The sequence below is a fragment of the Candidatus Omnitrophota bacterium genome, from assembly GCA_041653595.1.
Classification (GTDB): domain Bacteria; phylum Omnitrophota; class Gorgyraeia; order Pluralincolimonadales; family Pluralincolimonadaceae; genus Pluralincolimonas.
In genome coordinates this window covers 1-23,754 of record JBAZFB010000020.1, presented here as the reverse complement: position 1 = coordinate 23,754, position 23,754 = coordinate 1, and the positions used below count along the sequence as shown (strand labels likewise).

18 protein-coding genes are annotated in these 23,754 nt (G+C 46.8%); 3 read left to right on the top strand and 15 right to left on the bottom strand.

Annotated elements, in window-relative coordinates; all coding sequences use genetic code 11:
- Positions 1 to 5 precede the first annotated feature (5 nt).
- From WC317_07035 to WC317_07015, 5 genes are read right to left on the bottom strand one after another with little or no spacing between them, the layout of a single operon-like run.
- Positions 6 to 950, bottom strand: a complete 945-nt coding sequence (locus WC317_07035) for a class I SAM-dependent methyltransferase (GenBank protein ID MFA5339881.1) — start codon at positions 948 to 950, stop codon at positions 6 to 8.
- Positions 947 to 1,972, bottom strand: coding sequence for a glycosyltransferase (locus tag WC317_07030; protein ID MFA5339880.1), 1,026 nt, complete (start codon positions 1,970 to 1,972; stop codon positions 947 to 949). The genes WC317_07035 and WC317_07030 overlap by 4 nt, the downstream gene beginning before the upstream one ends.
- 7 nt (positions 1,973 to 1,979) lie before the next feature.
- Positions 1,980 to 2,807: a glycosyltransferase gene (locus WC317_07025; protein MFA5339879.1), complete on the bottom strand. Its 828-nt coding sequence runs from the start codon at positions 2,805 to 2,807 to the stop codon at positions 1,980 to 1,982.
- Complete coding sequence (locus tag WC317_07020; protein ID MFA5339878.1) at positions 2,807 to 3,961, bottom strand: glycosyltransferase; 1,155 nt, start codon at positions 3,959 to 3,961, stop codon at positions 2,807 to 2,809. The genes WC317_07025 and WC317_07020 overlap by 1 nt, the downstream gene beginning before the upstream one ends.
- Positions 3,962 to 3,974: 13 nt before the next feature.
- The gene (locus WC317_07015) at positions 3,975 to 4,928 is read right to left on the bottom strand and encodes a glycosyltransferase family 2 protein (GenBank protein ID MFA5339877.1); all 954 of its coding nucleotides are present in this window, start codon (positions 4,926 to 4,928) and stop codon (positions 3,975 to 3,977) included.
- Between the two features lie 164 nt (positions 4,929 to 5,092).
- Here WC317_07015 and WC317_07010 point away from each other — a divergent pair, with 164 nt between their 5' ends.
- Complete coding sequence (locus WC317_07010; GenBank protein ID MFA5339876.1) at positions 5,093 to 6,493, top strand: radical SAM protein; 1,401 nt, start codon at positions 5,093 to 5,095, stop codon at positions 6,491 to 6,493.
- On the opposite strand, the gene WC317_07005 is transcribed toward WC317_07010, so the two are convergent.
- The 5 genes from WC317_07005 to WC317_06985 are packed head-to-tail and all read right to left on the bottom strand — an operon-like array spanning position 6,490 to position 13,141.
- Positions 6,490 to 8,013: a flippase gene (locus tag WC317_07005; GenBank protein ID MFA5339875.1), complete on the bottom strand. Its 1,524-nt coding sequence runs from the start codon at positions 8,011 to 8,013 to the stop codon at positions 6,490 to 6,492. The genes WC317_07010 and WC317_07005 overlap by 4 nt on opposite strands.
- A 6-nt stretch (positions 8,014 to 8,019) precedes the next feature.
- Positions 8,020 to 9,300: a hypothetical protein gene (locus WC317_07000; GenBank protein ID MFA5339874.1), complete on the bottom strand. Its 1,281-nt coding sequence runs from the start codon at positions 9,298 to 9,300 to the stop codon at positions 8,020 to 8,022.
- Positions 9,301 to 9,350: 50 nt separating this feature from the next.
- Positions 9,351 to 11,261, bottom strand: a complete 1,911-nt coding sequence (locus WC317_06995) for a GNVR domain-containing protein (protein MFA5339873.1) — start codon at positions 11,259 to 11,261, stop codon at positions 9,351 to 9,353.
- 58 nt (positions 11,262 to 11,319) lie between these two features.
- Complete coding sequence (locus WC317_06990) at positions 11,320 to 12,369, bottom strand: nucleotidyltransferase family protein (GenBank protein ID MFA5339872.1); 1,050 nt, start codon at positions 12,367 to 12,369, stop codon at positions 11,320 to 11,322.
- 1 nt (position 12,370) lies between these two features.
- The gene (locus tag WC317_06985) at positions 12,371 to 13,141 is read right to left on the bottom strand and encodes a polysaccharide biosynthesis/export family protein (protein ID MFA5339871.1); all 771 of its coding nucleotides are present in this window, start codon (positions 13,139 to 13,141) and stop codon (positions 12,371 to 12,373) included.
- A 123-nt stretch (positions 13,142 to 13,264) separates the two neighbouring features.
- Between WC317_06985 and WC317_06980 the strand changes: the two genes are divergently transcribed.
- Together WC317_06980 and WC317_06975 are read left to right on the top strand one after the other, a co-directional pair.
- Positions 13,265 to 14,047 carry an ABC transporter ATP-binding protein gene (locus tag WC317_06980; protein MFA5339870.1) on the top strand — a complete coding sequence of 261 codons (783 nt, stop codon included), beginning with the start codon at positions 13,265 to 13,267 and terminating at the stop codon, positions 14,045 to 14,047.
- A gap of 1 nt (position 14,048) precedes the next feature.
- The gene (locus WC317_06975; protein ID MFA5339869.1) at positions 14,049 to 14,855 is read left to right on the top strand and encodes an ABC transporter permease; all 807 of its coding nucleotides are present in this window, start codon (positions 14,049 to 14,051) and stop codon (positions 14,853 to 14,855) included.
- Here the strand turns inward: WC317_06975 and WC317_06970 are convergent.
- From WC317_06970 to WC317_06950, 5 genes are all read right to left on the bottom strand, one after another.
- Positions 14,787 to 15,254 (bottom strand): S24 family peptidase, encoded by a 468-nt coding sequence (locus WC317_06970; protein ID MFA5339868.1) that lies wholly within the window; start codon positions 15,252 to 15,254, stop codon positions 14,787 to 14,789. The genes WC317_06975 and WC317_06970 overlap by 69 nt on opposite strands.
- 177 nt (positions 15,255 to 15,431) lie before the next feature.
- On the bottom strand, positions 15,432 to 16,484 hold the full coding sequence (locus WC317_06965) for a radical SAM protein (GenBank protein MFA5339867.1): 1,053 nt from the start codon (positions 16,482 to 16,484) through the stop codon (positions 15,432 to 15,434).
- Position 16,485: 1 nt separating this feature from the next.
- Positions 16,486 to 16,761, bottom strand: a complete 276-nt coding sequence (locus WC317_06960) for a PqqD family protein (GenBank protein ID MFA5339866.1) — start codon at positions 16,759 to 16,761, stop codon at positions 16,486 to 16,488.
- Between the two features lie 2 nt (positions 16,762 to 16,763).
- A complete protein-coding gene (locus tag WC317_06955; GenBank protein MFA5339865.1) occupies positions 16,764 to 17,606 on the bottom strand; it encodes a hypothetical protein in 843 nt (280 codons plus the stop codon).
- Between the two features lie 17 nt (positions 17,607 to 17,623).
- Positions 17,624 to 23,719: a C25 family cysteine peptidase gene (locus tag WC317_06950; GenBank protein ID MFA5339864.1), complete on the bottom strand. Its 6,096-nt coding sequence runs from the start codon at positions 23,717 to 23,719 to the stop codon at positions 17,624 to 17,626.
- Positions 23,720 to 23,754: the final 35 nt, after the last annotated feature.

Sequence of the window (23,754 nt, the reverse complement as noted above, 5' to 3'; positions counted from 1 at the left end):
ATTTATTACACCTTCCTTGCGCAGCAGATCATTACATCTCCCATGCCAAGGCCCGCTCCGATCCCCCCGACGGCCTCAAATAATATTTGCTCGATAGAATGCAGGGAATCTTTTACCGATATTCGGTTTGAGGACCTTGGCGAGGCGCCGTCAAGGGAATTGCTTCTTCCGGCCAGGGCCTGCTTTTGAGGATACAACCTGAGATCTCTCAATAAATACCTAAGGCTCTCTCCATAAAGCCACGCAGAAGCGCTCTCTTGAAATGTTTTGATCGAGATCGCCCGGTAACCCGCCCTTTCCAATAACGACTTCAATGAGCGGGGAGTGAATTGGGAGATGTGAAATATTCCGGCTACCGCCAGATAATATCTGCCGAATATCTTCCTTTGGAAGCCTTCGAAATTAGGAACGGTGATGACAATGGTCCCGTCCTGCTTCAATACTCTATGAATATGGATCAAGGTCTGATACGGCGATAACAGGTGTTCCAAAACATGGCGCAAATTTACGGCATCGAAGGACCCGTCGGGGAACTTTGTCTCCTGAAGCGTGCCGCAAAATATATCAAGCCCAAACTTTTCTTTTGCGTGTGCCGCCATTTCTTTATTTAGCTCAACTCCAAAAGCGGACCATCCGGACTGTTTCATCCTGTTAAGGAAAAAGCCCCTGCCGCAGCCTATGTCCAAAATTTTTCCTTTATCTTTAACGGATAAAATTTTCTTCACCTGGGATGAATATGATCCGTCGTCTATTTCGCTAAAAAGCTGGTTTTGGACGTAAGATCCCAGCTTCTCCCGGCTTGGCAAGGGGTTGATAAACATGAGTCCGCAGCTTTTACACTTTACAAGCCGCAGCTTATCTTTAAAACAGCGGGTTCCGTCGAAGAAATTATACATAAAACCGAAATTTTTATTTCCGCAACCTATGCAATCTGCATATCCTGATGTCATATTTTCTGCTCCAAACAAGAAAAGACCTCTTTCATCCTATGGATATAGGTATGTCTTTCTAATACTTTTCTATGACCATTTTCAGAGATCCTTTTGCGTTCCTCAGGGCGGGCTAAATAATACTTAACCAATTCCTTGAGCTCATCATCATCTTTATAACAGACCAGGTCCTCCCTATCGGAGAATAAAAAAGAGGAGATATCTTTTTTATAATCAACTATTTGAAATGCCTTACAACCAAGCGCTTCAAAAAAGCGCATATTAACTATATTATTCCCCGTAAGATAGGAAGGCATATTATATTGTCCGATATGATTAAATGTGATCTTTGACGCATTAAAAATCTTAACCCATTCCGAAGGAATGACAGCGTCTCCTCTGACAAATCTCTTTAATGAAGACCCGTCTTTTAAATTCTTCCAACCCGGTCCCCAAATCGCCAGGTTAAAACCAACTAAATTTTCAAGCTGTTTGATCCTGTATTCGTACATACTGCCTACAAATACGATATCCGCCGCGTAAGTTTTTTGCTCCTCTTTTGTTAAATTAAAAGGGCGATGGATCTGAGGGTCGCAGGCAAAAGGAAGGCATTTCACATTCTTATTTCCAATGTTTAAATGATATTGGACAGCATACGAGTCGGTCATAAAGAAATGGTCAAAGGCAGGCGCTAATGCCAAAGAAACTTCAAAATCCTTCGGATAATCCTGGAACCAGTTTATCGTCGCCGGCCCAAATCTTCGTTTAATCGTTGATATCGTTTCCGGAAAAAGTGTATGCCCCTGAATTACAAATAAAATATCAGGCCTATATTCAGACGCCTTTCTGATCAAACTACGATTTAACCTGTTTAAATCCCATTTATCAAGAAATGGGGTGCGATATCTTATGACACCAGGCACAATAAATCGACGAAAATCGAACTTCTCGCATCGATGCCCTAATGCATTTAGCGCCCTCTCCACGTATCCTCCCAATTCGATAAAGCGGGGATTACTGGATGCGCAAAGTAATATCTTCATGGATTAATCACTTTTTGTTTCCTAGCAGCAATTTCATGGTCCCTATAAAGGGGCTTGCCCCGTAATCATTCAAACCGATCCAGCGGCCGATCCCGCCTTTTACCGCCATCAAGATCAGGTTCAAGCAGTTTAAGAAATTGGATGTATACCATAATCCGCAAGTTGTATATATTACTTTTTCTCTCCGGTGTTTCTTCAGGACCTTATTAAGAGTCGTATAGTATTCGTTATCGAGGGATCCGCTGGACAGGTGCCATACAGGCAAAGGCAGGACATAGGCCTTCAGGCCCGCTTTTTTTACCGATAAAGAATAGTCCACGCCGTATAGATGCCAGCCGTCGCAGGTCTTTTCGTCAAACTTAATGCCGGCGAAAACACTTCTTGGAACTATCAGTAGTTGTTCATCCAAGGTCTGCGCCTCTGCGGGCCCGCCAAAAGTATCTCCGTACACTTTTGGTTTCTTTTCAGGCCCCTGATATACAAAACAAACCCGATTTTCAACGGGGATTGTGCCCACCTTAAAAGCGGCTGCGGTATTCGCTTTTCTCATACCGGCGATGCCGGCAACTCCCAGATCCGGGATTTCCTTCAAGAAAGACTCCGCCTTTTCCAGCCATTCCCCGGACATAAGGCAGACGTCCTGGTGCATAAAGATTATATAATCCCCCTTCGCGTTTCTGCCGCCGCGGTTAAGCCCTTCGGCCGCCGATTTGATCGTACCGGAGGTATTATCCACTTTTATCAGCTCAAAACCCGCGGTTTGCTCTTTCAGGCACCTGAGCAGATAATCGCTGAGGATCTTTTCATTATTATACGCGCAGACTATGGAAAACATTAATTAACATCTTTTTCATTAAGAGACGACTCATACAGGTCCTCAACCTTCCTTACCAAGACGCTTGAACTGAATTCTTCAAGGCATCTTTCCCTGCCCCTCCTGCCCATCTCCCGGGCTTTATTCCTGTCGGACAAAAGAGAGACTATCGCTTTGGCAAGCTCGACGCTATTCCCTGGCGGCACCAAAATTCCCGTCTCGCCTTCAATAACAGCCTCCGGGATACCGTCGATCTTGGTCGCCACAACGGGTTTAGACATATACATAGCCTCTAAAATTGCGACCGGCAAACCTTCCGATAAAGACGGTAAGATAAATATGTCCATTAAACCCAACATCTCCTCTATATTTAAATGAAAACCCAGGAAGATAACGTTGCTTAAGACGCCGAGCTCCTTTGCTTGTTCCATAAGTCCCTCTTTTAACGAGAAGAACCTGCCTATCAATATAATTTTTATATTAGGAAATAAGGGCGTAATTTTAGGGATGGCATCGATCAAATACCGATGTCCTTTGTCCGGGCCAAAATTCGCTATACAACCCATGACAATTTCATCATTACCTAAGCCTAATTCCTTGCGCAAGTCATTTCCATCCTTGCCGTATCGGGAATGGAATCTCTCTTCGTCGACACAGTTCTGGATCGTTAACACCTTTGCCCTGTTCACATTGCAACTCGAAATAAATTGCTCCGTTAAAAATTTGGAGCACACGATATACTTATCGATAAAAAACTTATAAATAATCCTGTATCGCCATTTATATTTTCGGAACCACGTAAGATAACTTTCACCCGCTATATGCGATATAACAACCGGGGCTCCTGCCAATTTCGCCGCTATAGCTCCCAGTATATCTACGTCGAATTGAATGGTATGGACAATCTTGATCTTCCTTTTTTTAAGAAGCCCGGAGATCCTTATGATCGCCTTAAGCCTGTCCCACCTAGAAATATTAGTCTTATTCGGGCCTACGCATAAGACTTCTATCCCCTTTTGCTTCAACAGATCCTCCAATGCGCCGCTCCGAAAAAAGTAAGCTACGATAGGGTTAAACTTCTCTCTATTTAACCCCTTAGCCAGTATATACAATGTCCATTCCGCTCCGCCTATATCAAGGGTCGGCGTAAAATATAAGACATTGATTTTAGCCATATGTGCCCTGTCGTTATGTTTTAAACCACCGGCGCATGTATTCATCGGTTGCCGTCTTTCTTCTTTGGATAATCCGCCGCTTTTTTATAACCGACGGAAGCAGCCTTATTATACCAAGCCAGCTCTTAAACAGATATCCTTCAAGAAATGCTGTTTTCGACCTGTAGTAATCATAAGTACAAACCTGGCGGAAATCTTTAAGTATATTGAATAAAGAATCGTTCTTGAAAACCATCAGGTGCCAATTTCGATAATCAAAACAGCGTCCCAAATGCTCCTGGAGGCTGCTTCCGCCGCGAACATGATAGCTGATCGCCCGGGGCGTATAATAAGCTTTCCAGCCCCGAAGCTGCGCCCGCCATCCTAAATCCACATCCTCATAATATGAAAAAAATAATTCATCAAAATATTCTCCGACTATTGAGATATCCTCTAACATCTGCCTTCTATATAACCCGCAGGCGGCGCAGATTCCGAATACATATTCGCAAGTATCATATTGCCCTTTATCCTCTTCGTCCCCTCCCCTGTCGGAAAAACGCCTATACCTGTTACCCGTATGGCCTGCCGAATCTATCATCTTTTTTCCGTTTTCAGGCGATTGTTTTAATATCTTACCCGTTACCAGGCCTATTTTTTCGTCTGACTTAGCGGCCTTGACTGTTTCCTCCAAAAAATCCGGCTCCATAAATGCATCCGTGTTCAATAATAATATGAACTCTCCTTTTGAGCGTTTGATCCCCTGGTTGTTGGCTTTGCTGAATCCGGTGTTTTCCGGATTCCGGATCAGCAGGATCCGGGGTGAATAACTTTCGATCAACCGGTCGGAACCATCCGTTGAGCCGTTATCTATCACTATAACCTCGAAGTTTTTATAGGTCTGCTTAAATACGGCTTCGAGGCATTGAATTATATATTTTTTGCCGTTCCAGTTGACGATAATTATAGAAACCGGGTCTTTTTGCATAAGTATCATGGGCCTAATGTAGGTTTGCTCTTTAGTGCCGGATGGGGCATTGTTTTGGTTAATATTTTTACCTCTCAGATTATACTTCTTCCTGCGTTCCAGCGTCAATCTTTCTTTTCCTAAGCTTGTTGATGTCAATATAATATGATAAAATAGGTAACGATATGGATAAAAAAATGAAACCTCGGATTGCGCTCATTTACCCCGGAACCGGCATTTCCGGATTCGGCCAGGCCGGCAAAAGCGCCAGCGGTGAGATCAATTGGATACATCATGGTTTAGCGTCCATCGGCGCCTATATCAAAAGCAAAGGCTATGATGTCAAACTTATCGATATGAGAACATTGGATTCCTGGGAAGATTTCAAAAGAACCGTTGAAAATTTAAATGCGGACATAATAGGTATCTCTATCTCAAATCTTGATTATAAAGTAGCGATGAGAGCCGTAGAGATCATAAAAGGCTTGAAACCCTCAGCCAAAATAATTGCCGGCGGCTTAAATCCGACGATCTTTCCCGAAAGTTACAAAAATGACCAAAAAATAGACTACATCGTTACGGGAGAAGGCGAAATTACCTTCACAAAAATAGTCCAGGGATTAGAAAATAATGCGGATTTGCCGAAATTCAACAAAGGAGAAGTCCCGGACCTGGATGAATTACCCTGGGCTGACCGGAATTTATTCGATTATTCCAGAGAGCTGAACTGCCACTTTACGCCGGACCAAGCGCTTCCGCATGTTACAATGATCGCCGGCCGCGGGTGCCCATATCAATGCACCTACTGCCAACCGGCGGAAAATCTGACTTATGGCAGGCCCCACCGAATGATAAGTCCTCAAAATGTCATAGCAGAAATAAAGTCGTTAAAAAATGACTTTGACTTCAAAAGCATAACTTTTTGGGATGACACCTTCACTGTAAATCCGGAATGGACCCTTGAATTCTGCGATCTTTACGAAAAAGAGAAGTTCGGGGTAACTATTGCTGCCTGCAACAGGGCTGACATTATTTGCAGAAATGAAAACATAGTAAAACGCTTAAGCGAAATCGGCGTTGATTGTTTCGTGATAGGTTTCGAAAGCGGCAGCCAAAGAATTCTAGATCTTCTTAAAAAAGGGACTACCGTTGAACAAAATTATAAGGCCGCAAGTATCTGTAAAAAACACGGCATAAAAATATTTGCGACTTTTATGCTTGGGCTTCCCACCGAGACCAAAGAAGAACAATCGGCGACCGCCAAAATGATAATGAAGATAAAACCGGACTACATCAGCCCCTTTTATTTTGTGCCCATAAAGGGGACGGAGATCTACGATCTGTGCCTGGAAAAAGATCTCATACTTCCAGATTTAACCGATCCCTTTGCCATAGAAAGAACCGGAGTGTATAGGCCAACGATCAAGAATATAGACTATAAATTTTTAGACAGGTTAAAATTGAGAATCTTTTATAAAAAAATAGCATTACAGCTGATAAAAGAATGCCTCAGGGACCCCTCGAAGATCGTTCCTACCATAATTAAAATAATAAAAAAGATGATCTATTGGAGCGAACCGGCTTAATGGATCGGGCTATATTTATTTATCAATGCCTTATCAAAATCATCCAGGTAATACACCAGCAATATGACCGCGCCAAAAATTATAAAATATAATGAACCCGCCCCGATGAAACCGAACCATCCCATCTGTCCCGTCTGTTTAATCAGGATGTAAACGGCTAAAAGGGCCGCGATACACGCCATAAGAGGCTTGGGCAATATTTTTCCGCTGAACTTCCAGAGAGGTATATCCATGACCTTATGAGCCGCAAAAATAAAATAAATAGCTGCGATGATCATAGAGACTGCCGTCCCGATAACTACGCCAAAGTAACCTATTTTAACCACTAATAAAATACTCAAGGTTAACTTGAGAAAAGTAGAAAGGATCGAACTCCTCATCCCATATTGAGGCTTTCCTAAACCATTTAAAATAAAAAAACCGGGCCCTGTTATCATGTTAAAAAAATAACCTACTATAAGGATTTGCAGCGTTAAAGCGGTCATTTCGTATCCTTTACCTAACCATAATGCTATAAAGGGGTTGGCCAATAGGATCGCCGCTACCGACATCGGAAGTCCGATTAGGATAACGTATTTCATTGACCGGAAGTATAATTTATACAGTGTTTCCTTATCGTCCCTTGCATCCAGTTCTGAAGCGGCGGGGAAAACCGCTGAAACCAACAGCAGCGGTAATTCTCTTATCTTAGAAGCCAATTGCGCGGCGACAGAATAGTAAGTAACGAATCCTAAATTCAAGAAATACACCAATATGAACTTGTCTATCTGAAAATGAAGTATGCCGGCGATCGCCGATACCTGCATCTTATATCCGAATCCAAACAGCTTCCTGAATATCGCCCTGCTAAACAACAAAGGATTGAATCTTAACTCGGGCAATATCTTGAAAGCGATGGCTATGCTGATCACGCTGCTTATAATAAAAAAAATGGCCATATTGACCACTAATCCCGGCAGGCCATACCCTTTTTCCAGGAAAAAAATTGTACCTCCGGCGCTCGGGATCGAGAGTGCTATCGCCACTTTATTGGTAATATCCATTCTCTGCAAGCCGCCTTGGATCGCCAGAAAGGGACTTAAAGCGTTGGAAACACCAAAGAGGGCGATCCCGAGTAAAAAGACAAATAACGCCTCATTGTACAGATGGGCGGGGATCTTAAAGAGAGTAAGCAGCGGGCTAATAATAAAAAAGGTTGAAATGATAATGAATATCGCAAATATGGAATAAAAAACAAAGCCTGTGTTAACGACCTGATTTATTTTTTCATAATCTTTTTTCGCATAAAACTCAGCGATGTATTTTACAAAGGAGCTGCCGATCCCAAAATCAAACAAACTAAAATAACCGGTTATCGCCCCTACGATCGCCAGTATCCCGAATCTCTCAATACCGATATGGTGGATAACGTAGGGGGTCAAAAATAAAGCAATTAAAATTCCCCAAAAATCACCAGCGGCATTGAAAATGGTATTTCTGATTATCTTTTGCGATAGACTTTGTTTTGTTTTAGCCGCCATTTATCTTCAGCTTGCTTTTTCCTCTGCCAGCCGGGGTAACACCATGACCATAGCCGTTAAAAACCAGAAGGGCTCCATTATGCGCACTATTATAAAACTATTCGCCGTCAACGCCTGGACCATAAGCCCCATCAAGCAAACGAGCAAGCCCAAACTTAAGCCCCTGTAAAAATCATCCTTCATATTTTGAAAATTCCGGTATGCCTGGCGGAAGATCGTCGACAGGATCCAGAAGAAAACCGCTATGCCAAACAAACCGACCTCGCCCAACATAAGAAAATAGTTACTATCGATAAACCCCACACCCGTTACGCCCCACCCTAAGAAAGGCTTCTTGGGAAGCCTGTCGGTTATGATCCATTCCCAGCTTACTATCCTCAACATAGCCGACCCCTCTAAAGTTACCGGTAATTTTTTTCCGGCCACTTCATATTCCTTGGTTATAGAATCCGGTACAAAGGTCTCCTCTATCCTATGTTTTACGAAATCGGGCAAAACTATCGGCAGCGCTAAAATAACGGCGGTCAAAAGGACCACGAGAATAGGGCTCTTCTGTTTGTGCAGCACGGTAAGCGCGATCGCCATCGGCGGTAATCCTATCCAGGCGCCTCTTGAAAGCGTGTGGAAAAAAGGCAGAAGAGTAAAAAGGAACAGGCCGAAAAGTAACAGGCGCGTGCTAAACCGTTTCAAACATAAGACCAGCCCCCAGCACAGGGCCATTATTATCAACAGGTATCCGGAAAGGGTATTCGGCTCGGACTCCCCCTCAAACGGCGCTGAAACCCTCGCTTCCGTCCCGAACTGGGTCCAGGCGTAGATACAGATTATAAACGCGGTCAATAAAAATACAAAGGTAAACGCCTTTAGCTGTTCCCTGCTTTTTATAATATTGGAGATCATATAATATAACAAAAAATACTCAAAATATTTCAATAAATAAAAGAGGCTTTTGACCGGGACGATCCAGCCGCCGGCGATGCCCCACGCCGTCGAAAGAATAGAAATTGTCACATAAACCGCTATCGGCAGGTTCAAGGGGGTATTTTTCAGCAGGCCTAATTGCTTATTCATTGCCATTTTTGCCAGCCAGGTCAAGAAGACCACGCAGAGTAGTATATCGTCGATCCTGATGACTACGGCCTGGCGGGGGACCTGCGCTACCTCTAATTCGGGAGAAAGGAGCATGGAGAAGAGAAGCAATATTACCGCGGCATCGGTATTAATCAGGACTAGGATGCCGGCGAACAGACAAGTCAACGCTATGACTGGAATAAGGAATTCGCCCAATTAATAATACCGCAATACGAGGGGATAAAAACCGGTATAACTGAAGAGTATCATGTCTCTTTCACGCCCCGGCCGGGCTTCTCTTCACGAGGCTTATAGTGATAATAATAACTCGAATACATCTCTACCTCAGGCGAGATATTATTTAAGACCACTCCTTTGACAGGCGCCTTTACGGATTCCAATTGTATTTTCGCGCGATGGAGCGCGCTCCTGGATATCTTCCCCGCCTCATAAAGTAAAATCACCGCATTTACATTCGGCGCAAGCACGGACGGGTCGGTAACCGCCAAAACCGGCGGGGAATCCAATAATACGACGTCGTATTTCTCTCTCATCCTTTTGAGAAAGTTAACCATATTTTGTGAACCGAGAAGTTCCGCCGGGTTTTGAACGGTTGAACCGGAAGTTAAAACATTCAGATTGTCTATGCCGGGGATCTTTAACGCCTCATCCCAGCCGAGCCCGATAAGAAAATCCGTTAAACCCCTTATTGAACTTTCCGTCGCAGTGCCCAACAGGATATCGGCAAGGCCGGGTTTTTTGTCTTTAAACCCGAAGATCTTATGGATTATGGAACGCCTTAGATCGGCGTCGATCAGGAGGACCCTTTTGCCCATCTGCGCCATCGTAAGCCCTAAATTCGCGATCGTTATCGATTTGCCTTCGCCGGGGCCCGTGCTCGTTAATAATAAATTCTTCCCGTCAAGCTCTCCGCCAAAGACTTCTATTTTTATGCTCGTATACAAGATCCGGTATGCCTCGATGATCGGAGATTTGTTCGGATAATTTATGATCAGTTGTTGCTTCAGCTGCGATAATCTATCGTCTTCCTTGACTTGCTTTATTATAGAAACTTTCTCCCTGAAACTCTTCTTTTCTTCGCCTCTGATCGGTAAGTGAGGGATCACTCCCAAGACGGGCAGCTTGATTACGCTTTCGATATCCTCTATCGTCCCTAATGAGGTATCTAAGTGTTCCGTAACAAAAGCCGAAACAAAACTCAAAGTCAGGCCCACGATCACCCCCATCAGCAAATTCAATACGCGGTCCGGCTTCATAGGCCGCACCGGGACGCTCGCGGGATCGACTATATTGACATCGGAAACCTCCTCCGCCTCGGCGAACTGCGCTTCATGGAATCTATCTTCTAATTCCCGATATGCCTTTTCGTTCATCTGGAATTCCCGGGTCAGCCGCGCAAATTCGAGTTCCGTTTCCGACATCTTCTCGAGCCGGTCCTTTATTCCCTGGATCTGTTCTTTTATTTTTACTACGTCGGGGTGAAGTTCGGTATACGTCAAAAGCAGCTCGGCCCTTTTGCTTTCAAGCTCTACCAGTTTATTTTGAAGCGGGACCGCGATGCCCGCGGCCGCTTCTTTCCTCCTGAATTCCATAAGAGCGACTTCGGACGCCCTTAACTTCTCCTTGATCTCTTCCATCCTTTTCTCGACAAACTCGCGCACAGAGCGGGCCTGCTTATTCTTTTCCTTTAGATTTTCGACGACAAACGCCTTAGTGATGACGTTGGCGATCGCGGCGGCCTTCCGCGGGTCTCTATTGACCACGTCGATGCGGATGAGGTTCGTATTAGTCACGATCTCCGTCGAGATGGATGCTTCCACGGCCGAGACTATCTTCTGGAACTCTTCTTCGGTTGGGCGGGTGCCGGCCAAATTTAATTCCCTGACGACCGCTTCTGCGACCGGCTTGCTTTTTATGATCCTCGACTGGGAAAGAAGGGGGTCTCCCGGGGAAACGACAAATACCTCCGTTAATAACTTTCCGAAGGTTTTCTTTTCGGCTATGCTGACGGTCGCGGAGGCTTTATATGCCGGTTCTTCGAGGAGTGTATAAGCGGCGGTTAAGGCCAAGACGATGCCAAAAGTAAGAAAAACTATCGTCTTTCTTTTTCGTAAAATTACCCAATAGTCGCGCAGGTTTAATTCATACTGCGGCATTTATGCTCCCTGACAGAACTCTTTTATTTTCATAAACTTGCCATTGATTATATAACATCTATGGCGAGGTGTCAAGCAACGAACCTGCCGCCTTGGAAGATTCGACGAAAATCGCTTTAAAATGAAAGAGATAAAGGCGCAGGAGCGAGTACCCGGGCAGATAAACGGCCCTCAAAACGTTTGGGCGCGGCAGGATGATTTCGAATAAGTATAAAAGCTTATCCTTAAACTTTTCCAAAGATAGCAGGATAAAATAGAACCTTACCTTTTCGGATATATCTTTATGTATAGCCAGATCCAGGATCTTCCTCGTTAAGATGTTTTCAGCCGGCGGTTTTAATTTTTCCAAGACTTCCCGGGGGACCCGGATCCCGATTTTTATTTCGGCGGCGATAAGACAGTAATAAACAGGGCTTTTGACCTTAAATCTGCGGCATTTATCCAGGAATCTGGCCCAATCAAATGCATTTTCATGCGCATTTAATAACGCGCAAATATCCACGAACCAGATCAGCCTCTTCAGCCCGTGGTGATAAAACAGGTGCAGGCAGAGCGAGATCAACTGGTCCTCGGGCGAGAGGACCCTGACCTTTCTCCCGCTCAAGGTTATGGAACCGGAATCTCTCCATAACTCGGCGTTATCGATATTGCAGGTTTTATGCCGGCTTTTCACCCTGACCGAATTTAATATGCTCGAATGGATATCAATGGCTATTTCGCCGTTATAAAAATCCTCCCGGCAATATTCTTCGCAAGCGTAGCCCAATCCGTTTAACTTATCTTTCGCGCGCGGGAAATCGTTTTCTTCGATTAAAAGGTCGATATCGGTTATGGGGCGTACGGCTATATTGGGGTATACCGTATCCATCAGCGAGAGGCCTTTTAAGACTATCGCATCGATACCCGCCGTTTCAAAAGCGGCCAGAACTTCGTTTAATTTCTCTTGAGCGAATAAATTGAAAGACGCGTTATTATAATAATGGCGGGCTAATCCTGAAACGAATTCAGGCGGTAATGAATCCGAAAGGCCGGTATTTTTGATGCTGTAATACAAAAGGGCGCTGAGTCCTTCCTCGTGCGCCCTTTTTGCTAATTCATCAAAAACCATTCTACCAGCCGGGGTTGATGATTTGTTTAGTCAAAATATATGAGGTCAACGGTTGATTTATCTTCGAGAAGAAATCTGTCGCGTTTGCTATGAACGAACGGGAGACAAAAACGATGTCATTCGGCTGCAATAAAATATTGTTGCGTAAATATGCTTTTGTATAGATATTCGCCACATCGATCTTTATAAGCTGGGGTTTTTTATCCTTCGTAATATCCCCCCTTATCACCAATACGCTTCTCGGAACCGCATCAAGAGTGAACCCGCCGGCGCCGCTGATAGCCTCTATAAGCCGTACTTGTCCGCCATACTTATAAACACCCGGGCTCTTGACTTCACCTAATATAAATACGCTCTTGCCTTCGAATTTCTTGAGGATGACCGTAACTTGCGGATGCCTGACGTAAACGGAAAATCTTTTCGTCAACTCGTCGTTCAATTGGCTCATGCTTAATCCGTAGACATCCACCTCGCCTATCAGCGGATATGAAATTTTCCCGTCCGGACGGACTGTTATATCCTTGGAAAGTTCGGCAATGTCCCACACTGAAATTTCGATAACATCGCCATTACCTATGTGATATTCCAGGGGCCTCGTCCAATATTCCTCTTCTGCGGCGGCCGGGGCCGGTCCTGCTTCTTTAGGCCCTCCCGCAAGATAACCTTTATTCCCGGTTTGGGCTTGTTTCTCCTCGGAAAAGACAGGGGCGGGCAAAAAAGCTAGGAGGCAAAGGATAAGGCTTACTGCGATAAACTGATTTTTATCTTTCATCTCAGGGTTATTATAACAATATCTCCCTGCTTTTTCAATAACTTTATTAATATCAATAAACTGGTTGCCAATTACTTTTTGCGGTGGTATAGTTAGTCAAAGGCGAAATAAAAACCTAATCAGATGAGACTTATATTGGAAGTAGACGGGGTAACCAAGGATTTCACCCCTCCCCTCTCTTTCGGAAAATTAATCAGGCTCGATCTCAGGCGCGGGATACCGGTCAGGGCGCTCGAGGATGTTTCCTTCCGCCTTGAGAGGGGGAAAACACTCGCTGTCCTCGGACCGAACGGAGCGGGCAAGACCACCCTTTTAAAGATAATCGCTACGCTCCTCCTGCCTGACAAGGGAGCTGTATTGTTCAACGGATCTGATCTTGAAGAAAAGATAAAAATGTCCGTCGGGTTGGTGACTGATGAGGAGAGGAGTTTCTACTGGCGCCTTACAGGCAGGCAAAATTTGGAATTTTTTGCCGCTCTCTACGGGCTCGACGGGAAAGCTGCTAAATCCAGGATAAATGAGCTGTCGGGACTATTTGCGGTCGATTACGCGGACAAAAGGTTCGATTCCTATTCGACCGGCATGAAGAGACGTTTTGCGTTAATGAGAGGGTTGCTCCATGACCCTGAACTCCTATTGCTAGATGAACCGACCAAAAGCCTCGATTACGCCGCCGCCTTGAACCTGAGAAACTTCATTAAAGGAACTTTGGTGAAAACGCAGGGCAAAACCGTAATACTAGCTACCCACCATATGGACGAAGCCCTGGATTTTTGTGACTTATTTATGATATTGAATAAGGGGAAACTCCGCGCCATGGGCACGTTAGGACAATTACGCGAGCAAGCAGGCGATCCCGCCGCTACGCTGGGCGAGATCTTCGTGAAACTGACTACGGGGTCGTAAGATGCACAAAATACCGCTGGCCTTCATAAAAAAGGACTTCCTTATCGAGTCCAGTTATAAACTGGCTTTTCTTGCCAATATCTTCGGGGTCCTGGTAAGCCTGCTGGGCTATTTCTTCATCGATAAATTATTCGGCCGGATGATGGTCAGCCATTTGGAAGAATTTGGCGTGAATTATTTTTCCTATGTCTTGCTGGGCATGGCGTTTTTCAGTTATATCGGCATCGGGTTGGGTTCTTTTTCAAACCGGATACAGTCCGAACAAACACAGGGGACCTTAGAAGCGGTCCTCTTGACCCCCGCCGGGATATCTACCATATTATTCTCCATGGCCTTGTGGAACCTGATCTTCGCAACTGTAGACATGGTTATATTTATCGCCCTGGGGATCTTTTTATTCAAAATAGACTTCACCGGCATAAATATGTTATCCGCTCTCGTAACCCTGCTTTTGACAGTTGCTTCCTTTAGCGGTTTAGGGATAATATCCGCAAGTTTTGTAATGGTCTTCAAGCGCGGAAACCCTCTGGGCTGGATAATAAACAGCGTCGAGGGTTTAATAGGCGGGGTCTATTTCCCCGTTACCGTATTGCCGGGGTGGCTGCAATTCCTGGCGAAATTTTTTCCCATAACTTACGCTGTCCGGGCCATGGAATTATCTGTTTACAGGGGTTATTCTCTGGCGCAACTCGCCAAAGAGGTGGGATTCCTGTTGCTGTTCTCCGTGCTGCTCATTCCATTAAGTATCGCTTTTTTTAAATACAGCGTAAAGAAGGCGAAGATGGATGGCAGCCTGGCACAGTATTAAATGATATAATCCCAGGACGCGATTGAGGGGCGACCAAAAAAACGATCCGAGGTCTAACGTCAGCGCGCCTCTTTGGATATGGGATATCTTGCCGAATAGGTCCTTATGCCGGAAAGGCGCGTCAGCCATATAAGTCCTGTCTGATTTAGTAACAAGGAGATGGCGGCCGCCCTTGGCCAGTTTCATTATAAGCCTGTGGGCGCATAGCTTTCCTTTAACGCCAAACACGGCTATATCGCCGATCTTTATCTCTTTGAAAGTGCTGGGCCTTATAACGACGATATCCCCTTCTTTTATCAGCGGGCCCATGCTGTCCCCTCTCGCGCACAACCTTATCGCAGATCCTTCGCGAGCCATGACCTCTTTTATGATAGAGAATGATCTTATTCCATACATCATTACATCCGCCATTTTAACCCGGCCCTTATTTACGAAAGAACGCGGGTGCAGGGGGCTGTTTTTCTGCAGCCGCTAAATCCTCCCCTGGCTGTATTGCAAACCGTGGATATCACCTCTATCCTCTTGGAAAAAATGACGGCCGGCTTGCGGTACGGCTTCCTTTTTCCTTCACGCGGGCTATCTTTCATCGCTTATCAATTCCTTTCTTTCCGCTACAATTTCACCTATTGCTTTTGCGACCGAACAATCAAAATTCGACGGTCCAAAAATATCGCCGTCCTCGGAAAGCGCTATTCCGGAACATCTAAAACAAAATTGCGCGAGGCCGCATCTCTTGCATTCCGGGAGGTCGGGCAGTTTTATATTTCTTACGAACTTTAACCCCGCCGAGGAACGCCATATATCCTCAAGCCTCTCTTCATAGAGGCTGCCCAATTTTACGTTCAATCCGATACACGGATAAACATCGAGATGGGGCGTAATAAAAATATTATTGAACCCGGCGATGCAAAGAAGCGCGTCGCCGTCGGCCTCTCTTTTCTTAAGGGGAATATTGTTTGATACGAAGAAATCTTTGATCTTCTCCCCGTTGAGCCTGTGTTTCAAGGGGCCTTTCGAGCCGTCGTTCCTGCCCACGACGCAATAATCAAATACAAAATCCGCGCCGATCTCCCCCGCTAACGACTCAACAGCCCTGAACTCCCCGATATTGTCGTTCATGATAAGGAACTTAAGGACGACTTTTATCTTCCTGTCCCTGAGAAGCGCCGCTGCTTTTATTGTCTTATCGAAAGAACCCGGGGAAAAAGTGATGGCATCGTGCAGGCCCTTATCGGCGGCATATATGCTCGTCTCGACCGCCAAAGGATGGAGAGACGCTATTTTCCCGCTGACAGTTTCGTCGATCAAAGTGGCGTTGGTCATCAGCCGCAGGGCGAAACCCTGCTCTCTCGCATATGACGCGATATCAAAAAAATCATCCCTCATCAAAACCTCGCCGCCGCTGAAGGTAAGATAAAGACAACCCATATTTTTGAGCTCGTCTATGACGGATCTTGCCTTTTCATAAGAAAATTCCTGTCTGCCTTTCACCCCGGCGGCGTAACAATGCCTGCATCCTAAATTGCATTTATAGGTCAATTCCCAATGGGCCATGAAGCAGATAAAATCATCCATTGTCTTGCGGTATATCCTTGAATACCGGTCCTGGCCCGTATCGGTTTCTCTCATTTTATTTGATCTCTGCCGCCCCTCTCTGTACCATATCTTCGACGAACTCGGTAATGTCTTTCAACGCCTCTTCGCGCGCCGCGTCGAATTCCGACATGATCGCGCCGCTGATCTCATCGATATCCTTCTTTCCGTCCATGATCTCCCATATGCGCGAACCGACGTCGTTCAAAACAATGGTCTCCTGTTTATCCAAAAGGACGATAACGGCCTCTCCGTCTATGATCCTTGAAGCGGTCTTGCCGGATTTGACAGGTATCTTTGTCTTCATGTCCATGGTCAATTCTCTCTCCTTGAGAGCGCTATTTCAGATTTAAGCCCCTCTATATGAAGCCAGAACGAGGGCTCCGGCAGGAAATGCAGCCCATAACAAGGCACGGCGGACAGGAGTTCCGAAAATGTCGTAAGCAATCCCTCTTTGGGGATCGATCCGGCCGGTATATGGGGTACGGTAAATATATTCGCCAGAGCGTACGCGGGTGAGAACCTCTCCAGATATACCGTCTTGTCTTTTATCAATTTAAACAAGCCCTTTATCCGGTAAGGCCTGTTCTGCCTCGGCCCTATTTGCCTATCTCCCCAGGCCGGAGTGGGAAAAATTTTAAATTCACCGTCAACTTTCTTGGCGAGTATCAGGTCGTCGCTTAAGATAACCCTTCCCGGAGATAAGCCGGCCACCGTGGACTTTCCCGCGGTAGACGGACCGATAAATACGTGCGCCTCTTCCCCTTCCAATACGCCCGCCGCGTGCAGGGCTATCCCCCCGTCTTCCAGGACCACCAAAAATGTGTAAAGATTCCTCAGGAAAGTGCCCAACGGATACAGGGGATTCAGGGGATTTAATTTTATCCGGCCGCGTCTTTTTGAGAAATCCAGACTGCCTAAAAGACAATCATCCTCTATGACCATGGCGCCATCTTTAAAAACAAGTTTCGAAAAAGGGAAATATTCCGGCGGCGCATCGCGGGTCAACTCTACATCTACGGAAAGCGTCGGTTCGGCGTCGGAAAGAAACGCATCATATGCTTCGAGGATATCTTTAACAAAAGATGCGTGGCGATCTTCATCGATGTTGAGACCTACTATATGGCCGGCGACCTCTATCCTGAGTTTTCTTTTCATCTCTCCCTGGAAAAATCTTAGTCTTCCGGCTCCTTAGATTCTTTAGAACCGTCTTTCCATCTTTCGCTGTCTTTAACGTTTGTCAAGACTTCCCGGAGGATATTCGCAAAACTATCCGCCGGCATAGACAGCGAAGGCTGATTACTGCCGGACTGTATCTCTATTTTTTTAACTTTTATATTCTTCTCTATATTTAAAGACAAGGCCGGGTCTCCAAAGAGAGTCTGCGTTTGTATCAGGTCTTTATGCTGTCCTCCCGTATTGGAAAAAAAGTTTATCTTCGCTTTGGTTGTGGCGGGGCCAAGCCTGTAATTGCCGTCCACAAAGATCGATTTGTATAATTCTTCGCTTAAGGCCTGGTGCCCTTCCGGCACGCCCATACCTGTGGGAGAAAAACAGGCGATCGCGCCGGCATCTCTTCTCTTTATAAACACCTCGGCCAGAGATTCGTTCCCCTCTTCCGGGTGCAGGAAATAACCGTCAAGGCAATCAAAGGAGATGACAAAGGGATACTTGCGGTAATTATTCAATAAACCGACCGTACCCGTATTAAATAATCCCTCCTGGGTCCAAAGGTCGGTCGAGCCGTGTCCTACGTAATTCAGCAAGACCGTGCCGCTATTTATATTATTTATCATGTCCTGGGTAAATTGTGAATAATCTGTGTAACCGGAAAGATATAATTTCACCGGTATCGCCTTCTTGGGCAGATACTGCAGCAGGTTATCCGAGATCTGCTCAAAGAGCGCCTCGTCATCTGCCGCAAGAACGACTTTTCTGCCGTATTCCCTGGAACGCAGATTGGCATAAACCACGGTTTTCCTGACTACATTATCGACTTCGTCTTTGTTCCTTGCGGGGATCCTGCCGATGAACATATCCGGCAATATATCATCCTGGACTTGCCCGCCGACAAGTTGCGGGGGGTCCAGGCACACAAACCAGTTATCCGAAGCGGTCTCGCCCATATACGGCACGTCAGGCAACAGGTAAGCCGGGACATAGTTTATTTTCCCGGAACCCAGGCAATCCCTGTAATCGTAATTCGCGTCGCCGACCAGGAGCACATACGTAGGCACCGGATGCCGCCATCTATTATAGGCGAATCTTAAGAAATCTTTTATCGCATACGGGCTCACAAGGCCGTAATTAAATTCGTCGTATACATCCTCGACGTCGACTACGCTTACGTTCAGCCTTTTATTCCTATACAATCTCTCAAGCGGGGAGAGGCTGTTTTTAAAGTCCCCGTATGAAATTATTATATAGTCGGCCTTGTTTTCCGGTGAAGACAGCTTCGAAGGCGCATTGATCTTCAGGCGCTCGGCTAAATTTGCTTTATCCGGGGTCAAGGCTAGGAATCTCTTTTCCTCACCCGGCTTGAAATCGTACCTGAATATTAACGAATATGAACCGTTTGATTGAAATACAACCCCGAAGCCGGTGACATATTTGGCCGTTGCCGGCTCGGTTATATCAAATAATTCGGCGTCATCTCTCGTAAACCCGGATATATTGAACTCGGCCACACCGCCGATAACCGACTTATAAGAAAAATCCAGGAGATTGTCGTCCGCGACAAAATTCCGCCAATATTCCACCTCAAAGTAGTTTGGCACAAGAAGGTCGTATTCTGCCCCCTGAGGAAGCTGCGCCGCTATAGTTATAGTGTTGCCGCCCTCGACAAGGGCGTCCTGCGGCACATTTATCTCTACCACATGTTCATCCTGTCCCTCCCATGACACATCATCAATAAGCCCGTTATTAAGATAGGTCGATGTTTGATGGCTGACGTCGAATAGGGCGTAATAGGCGACTCTCACCCTCGCCTCATCTCCGGGATGTAGGAGATTTATGTCTTTAAGATCTATCTGGTAATCAACCTGCGCCCCTCCCCAGATGTAGCTGTCCCAAAACCAGCGGTCAACATCCTCGGGGCCTTTGCGCTCGCCCCAATAATAATCGTTCTTCTCTAAGCGCGTTGCGGCCCTGAACCTGTCGGGGGCTTCCGCCGGGTCGTGAGTATCGGCAGGCGCATTCTCCATCCTCAATCCCGCTCCCTGGTCGTAGGTGAGCCAATAGACATTCTCTTTTGAATATTTTGAATTATTGGCTTGTGCGTAAAATTCAATATAGTCATAACGGCCGAATATCCCGTCCTCTTCCCCGGAAATACGCAGGGCTATCTCCTTACCTTTGTTATAGCACCTTATCTTGCGCGGATCCAACCGCGCTATATCGTATAAACCGGCATTCCAAAGGTCATCCCACCCTATCCGGTGCAACCCTTCTTTTGTGGTGTATGCCTTCACCTTAGAATACTTTCCGGGCAAAGGCAGGGGCGGCTCTACCGGCGGGTTGACTTCGTTGGCGCTGAATTGCAGTTTGACCTTTATCCTCTTATAAAATTTCAAGTCATGACGGGCCGGATTAAAAGCCAGGGGAGCGATGTTCACGCAAGCCGTTCTTTGGCCCCTCATTTCTCCCACGAACCCTAGGCTGACTATATCAACGGGATAATATTCATCCGCAGAATAAAATTTCTTGTCTACTATAAGCTGCGATTCTATCTTCTTGAACCGGGGTTTTCCCGCTTTCAAATTTTCATCGGCAGTCATTGTTTTCTTTAAGTCCCCGATAACGCGGGAACTTCTGACAGGATAGATATTGTAGCCGGATAGTTCGACCACATCAAAATCCAGGTCCGCGACGGCGCAAGATACGCCCTGCGGAATGCTTAACAGGACCGACTTGAGCGGCATCCGGGGTTTTCCCTGTTCATCGGTATATCCGTGCTCGTATCCGGGGATCCCAAGGACCTGATACGCGACCCCGCCTATCTTTTTAGGGGTCGCCTTAAATTCCGAGGTTATGAGCTCCAGGGTAATACCTGATTCATCCGAACTGATTACGCGTATCCCTTCTTGCGCCTCTTCCTCTTTTTGCTTCGGGTCCGTGCCGTGTAAGAATTCCTCTAAATTAGTGAACCCGTCGCCATCCGGGTCAAGCGAGGCATCGCCAGGATCGCGGGGATCAAGCCCGTGATAGATCTCCCAATCATCGGTCATCCCGTCGCCATCCGAATCCAGCCCCGGATGGGCCGTTACGGGTCCGTGCATCCTGGTGCGCCCGCTGAATTCCACGTCTTCCAACTTATAATAATAGGTATTGCCGCCGGTTACGTTGCCGTCGGGATAGGAATACTCCCCTCCTATGGTGGAGGTGCCCAGGCCCGGGATCAGCGAAGGATTTAATTTTGCATAAGGCCCGTTCTTGTTCGTGCTCACGTAAAGGTTAAAACCCGCATTATTGTATTCCGAGGCCGTATTCCAACGGATATCTACTTTGTCAAAATAACCTATGGCGTAAAAAGACGTCAATTTGACCAGGGTGGGACTAAACCAGTTGGTGTTATTCCCGCCGTCGTTGGAATTATCGGGATTGATATAATTAGCATTGAGGTTGACGGAATTCGATACATCCACATACGCGGCTGTCCAGCCGGGTGATGCGCCTTTGGAACCGGCCGGATATACGGCCCATTGGTTTGAGCCGCTTCCGTCCGAACGGCCCAGCGTTACCAGGTTACCCGCGCCCGAACTGCCGGAGAAATTCAGGTTATGGGTGACGGTCGTGCAATAATTATTGGTGGGCGTTTCCACGTTAAAAAGCAATGTCTTGCCTGCGGTCGTGCAGGTCAAGTTATAGAATGAGGTGCTTCCGTATATGGTCGAGGTCCTGGTATTGTCGTTAAATACAACTGTGCCGCCGTTGGCGATGACCTGGGCGGAAGTCCCCAAGTTCTTAAAATTCCCCCCTACGGTGGTTGTGGCGCTTGAAAGAGTAAGCGTGGCATTTGCGGTGGATTCAGGGACGGTGCCGCTTGTTACAATACCAAGCTCAAGCCCGATGCTGTGAGTGCCGCTTCCTAAATCAATGGAAGAGACATCCGAGCCGTTTATTCTGGGATATACATGCATATCTAACGCTACCGTGATGTTGCCTGTCGTAACGTTCACCTGGCCTACGCATGCAAAATCGGTCAGGTTCCACTCCCCCGCGTCGAACCATCCCGAACTTACAATATTGTACTGGTTGACGTTAAGGACGTTAGTCGTATTCTGGCCCTGATGGCCTGTCTGCCAATTTCCGGAATGGGTCACGTTCCCCGTAAGGGTCAATGTGGCGCCGTTGGCAATAAATATCTGGGTGGTCGATAGATCCCCGCCATTCATGGTGGTGGGGGCGGCTAAGTCGAACCAAAGCTCCGTCACGTAAATTGTGCCGCTGTTTACGATCGTAGCGCCGTATACAAAAATCTTTTGATTAGCGACGCTTTGCTGGAGAACGCCTGTCCCGACGGTCAACGTCCCATGGATATCGAAGCCCATCCAGTCGGCGCCCATGTTGATCGAAGTAGTCTTGCCGGCATAGCCGCAGGTCAAACTATTGAAAGTTATGTAGTGGCTATGGCCGATTATCGAGCCCGTGCCCTTAAGGTCGACGAGAGAAGTGCCCCATTGAAAATTAGCCTGTACGTTCACATCGAAGTTGCCGGTCGTGGCGTCTTGAATAGTTATTGTCGAGGCGTTCGCGTAGAAAGGGCCGCTTATAGCTATCGTGCCGTTCACGCCGCCGTCTCCGGTAGTGAGGTTTCGGCTGGTCGTAGTGTCGTCGTCAAGGGTGGTAAAGTATTTCCCCGAATTATTCGTAAATGTCCCGTCAAGGGTGAGGTTATTGCCGTCGATATAATTCCTGCTGAGGCTGGTACCGCCGTTATTGACAAGATTGCCCAAATGCGCGCTGGAATTTATGTATTTGCCGTCGCCTGTCATGGTAAGGGTGTTCTTGGTGGTTGTGGCGCCGAAAGCGGTTATTACCACATTTCCCGAGGCGGAGACGGTGTTGGTCTGGCTGTTGGTGAATGTCCCGGCGTTAGTGAAATTTGCGCAGGATATGGAACATCCTGCGGTATTGGCGGTATAGGTGCCGCCGCTCTCGTTAGTGAAATTACCGCAAACGATCGAACCGTTATTTGTGATGATGCCGTTCCCATGGGTCAAAACTTCTCCTGAAAAAGTGCAAACACTGCCGCTTCCCACGGTAATAGAGCAGTGGTCGCCGCCGCTGGTTACCGTCTCATTTACATAAAGGTTGAGCGCGGTTATGCTTCCCGAACCGGTGATCAGCTGGCCTACATGGTCCGTGTATCCATGGTTGCCGAGGATAATACTGCCTGAGGACGTAAGATTATAACCATTGAGGTTAAGGACGCCGGGCGAGTTAGATAGCCAATAACCTATTCTCCACTCATAAGAGGCGGTCACGGCCCCGGCCAGGGTCACTGTGCCCTGGACGATCTGGATGTGGTCGCCTGTGTAACTGCCGCCGCCCATGGTGGCGGTGCCCGCGCTGCTGCCAAGGTTAAACTCGAGCTCTGACGGGTCGCACGTGCCGCTGTTGACTATCGTCGAGCCGTTTAGCATCTGGATTTTCCTGTCGGCGAGGCCGGTAGTAAGAGTGGCTCCGGATAGTATGGTCAGGGTATGAGAAACCTGTATGCCTTCCCACGTGCCTCCGGCGATAACTGTTACGGTCGGGGTCGCGGACACTTTACCGATAGTCAAATTATAAAATCCGGCTTTAAAGATCCCGGTGCCGCTGGCTGGGCCCAGGATCTCGGCTGTCGCCTGCATGACAACCGTAGAGGTGCCGTAAGTGAAGGTGCCCTCTACATCAAAATTGCCCGTGCTGCCCGTCATGGTGATAGTCTTATTAGAGGCATCCAGGGTGCCCGTGCTGCCGATCGTCATATTATGGGCCATTCCTATAGACGATTGCAGGGTATAACTGCCCGAGACGGTCAGGTTATAAAAGACACAGGAATTACTGGAGGTGGTGGTTATGTTCTTGGCTGCGCCGGTTAAGATCACCGAGGCTGCGCCGGTACCCGGCGTGAAAGTCCCTGTGCCGGAGATCTCCCAGCTGCCGCTGACCGTTAAATCGTAGCCTCCCGAGTTATTAAGCGTGCCGACAGTGACCGTCATATCGTCGAACTCGCAGGCCGAGTCGAGGACTATGCTGTCGCCTGCCTCATCGAGGTTGGTCGCCACCTGGATATCCATGTTATTAAGGTGGACGGTCTTGG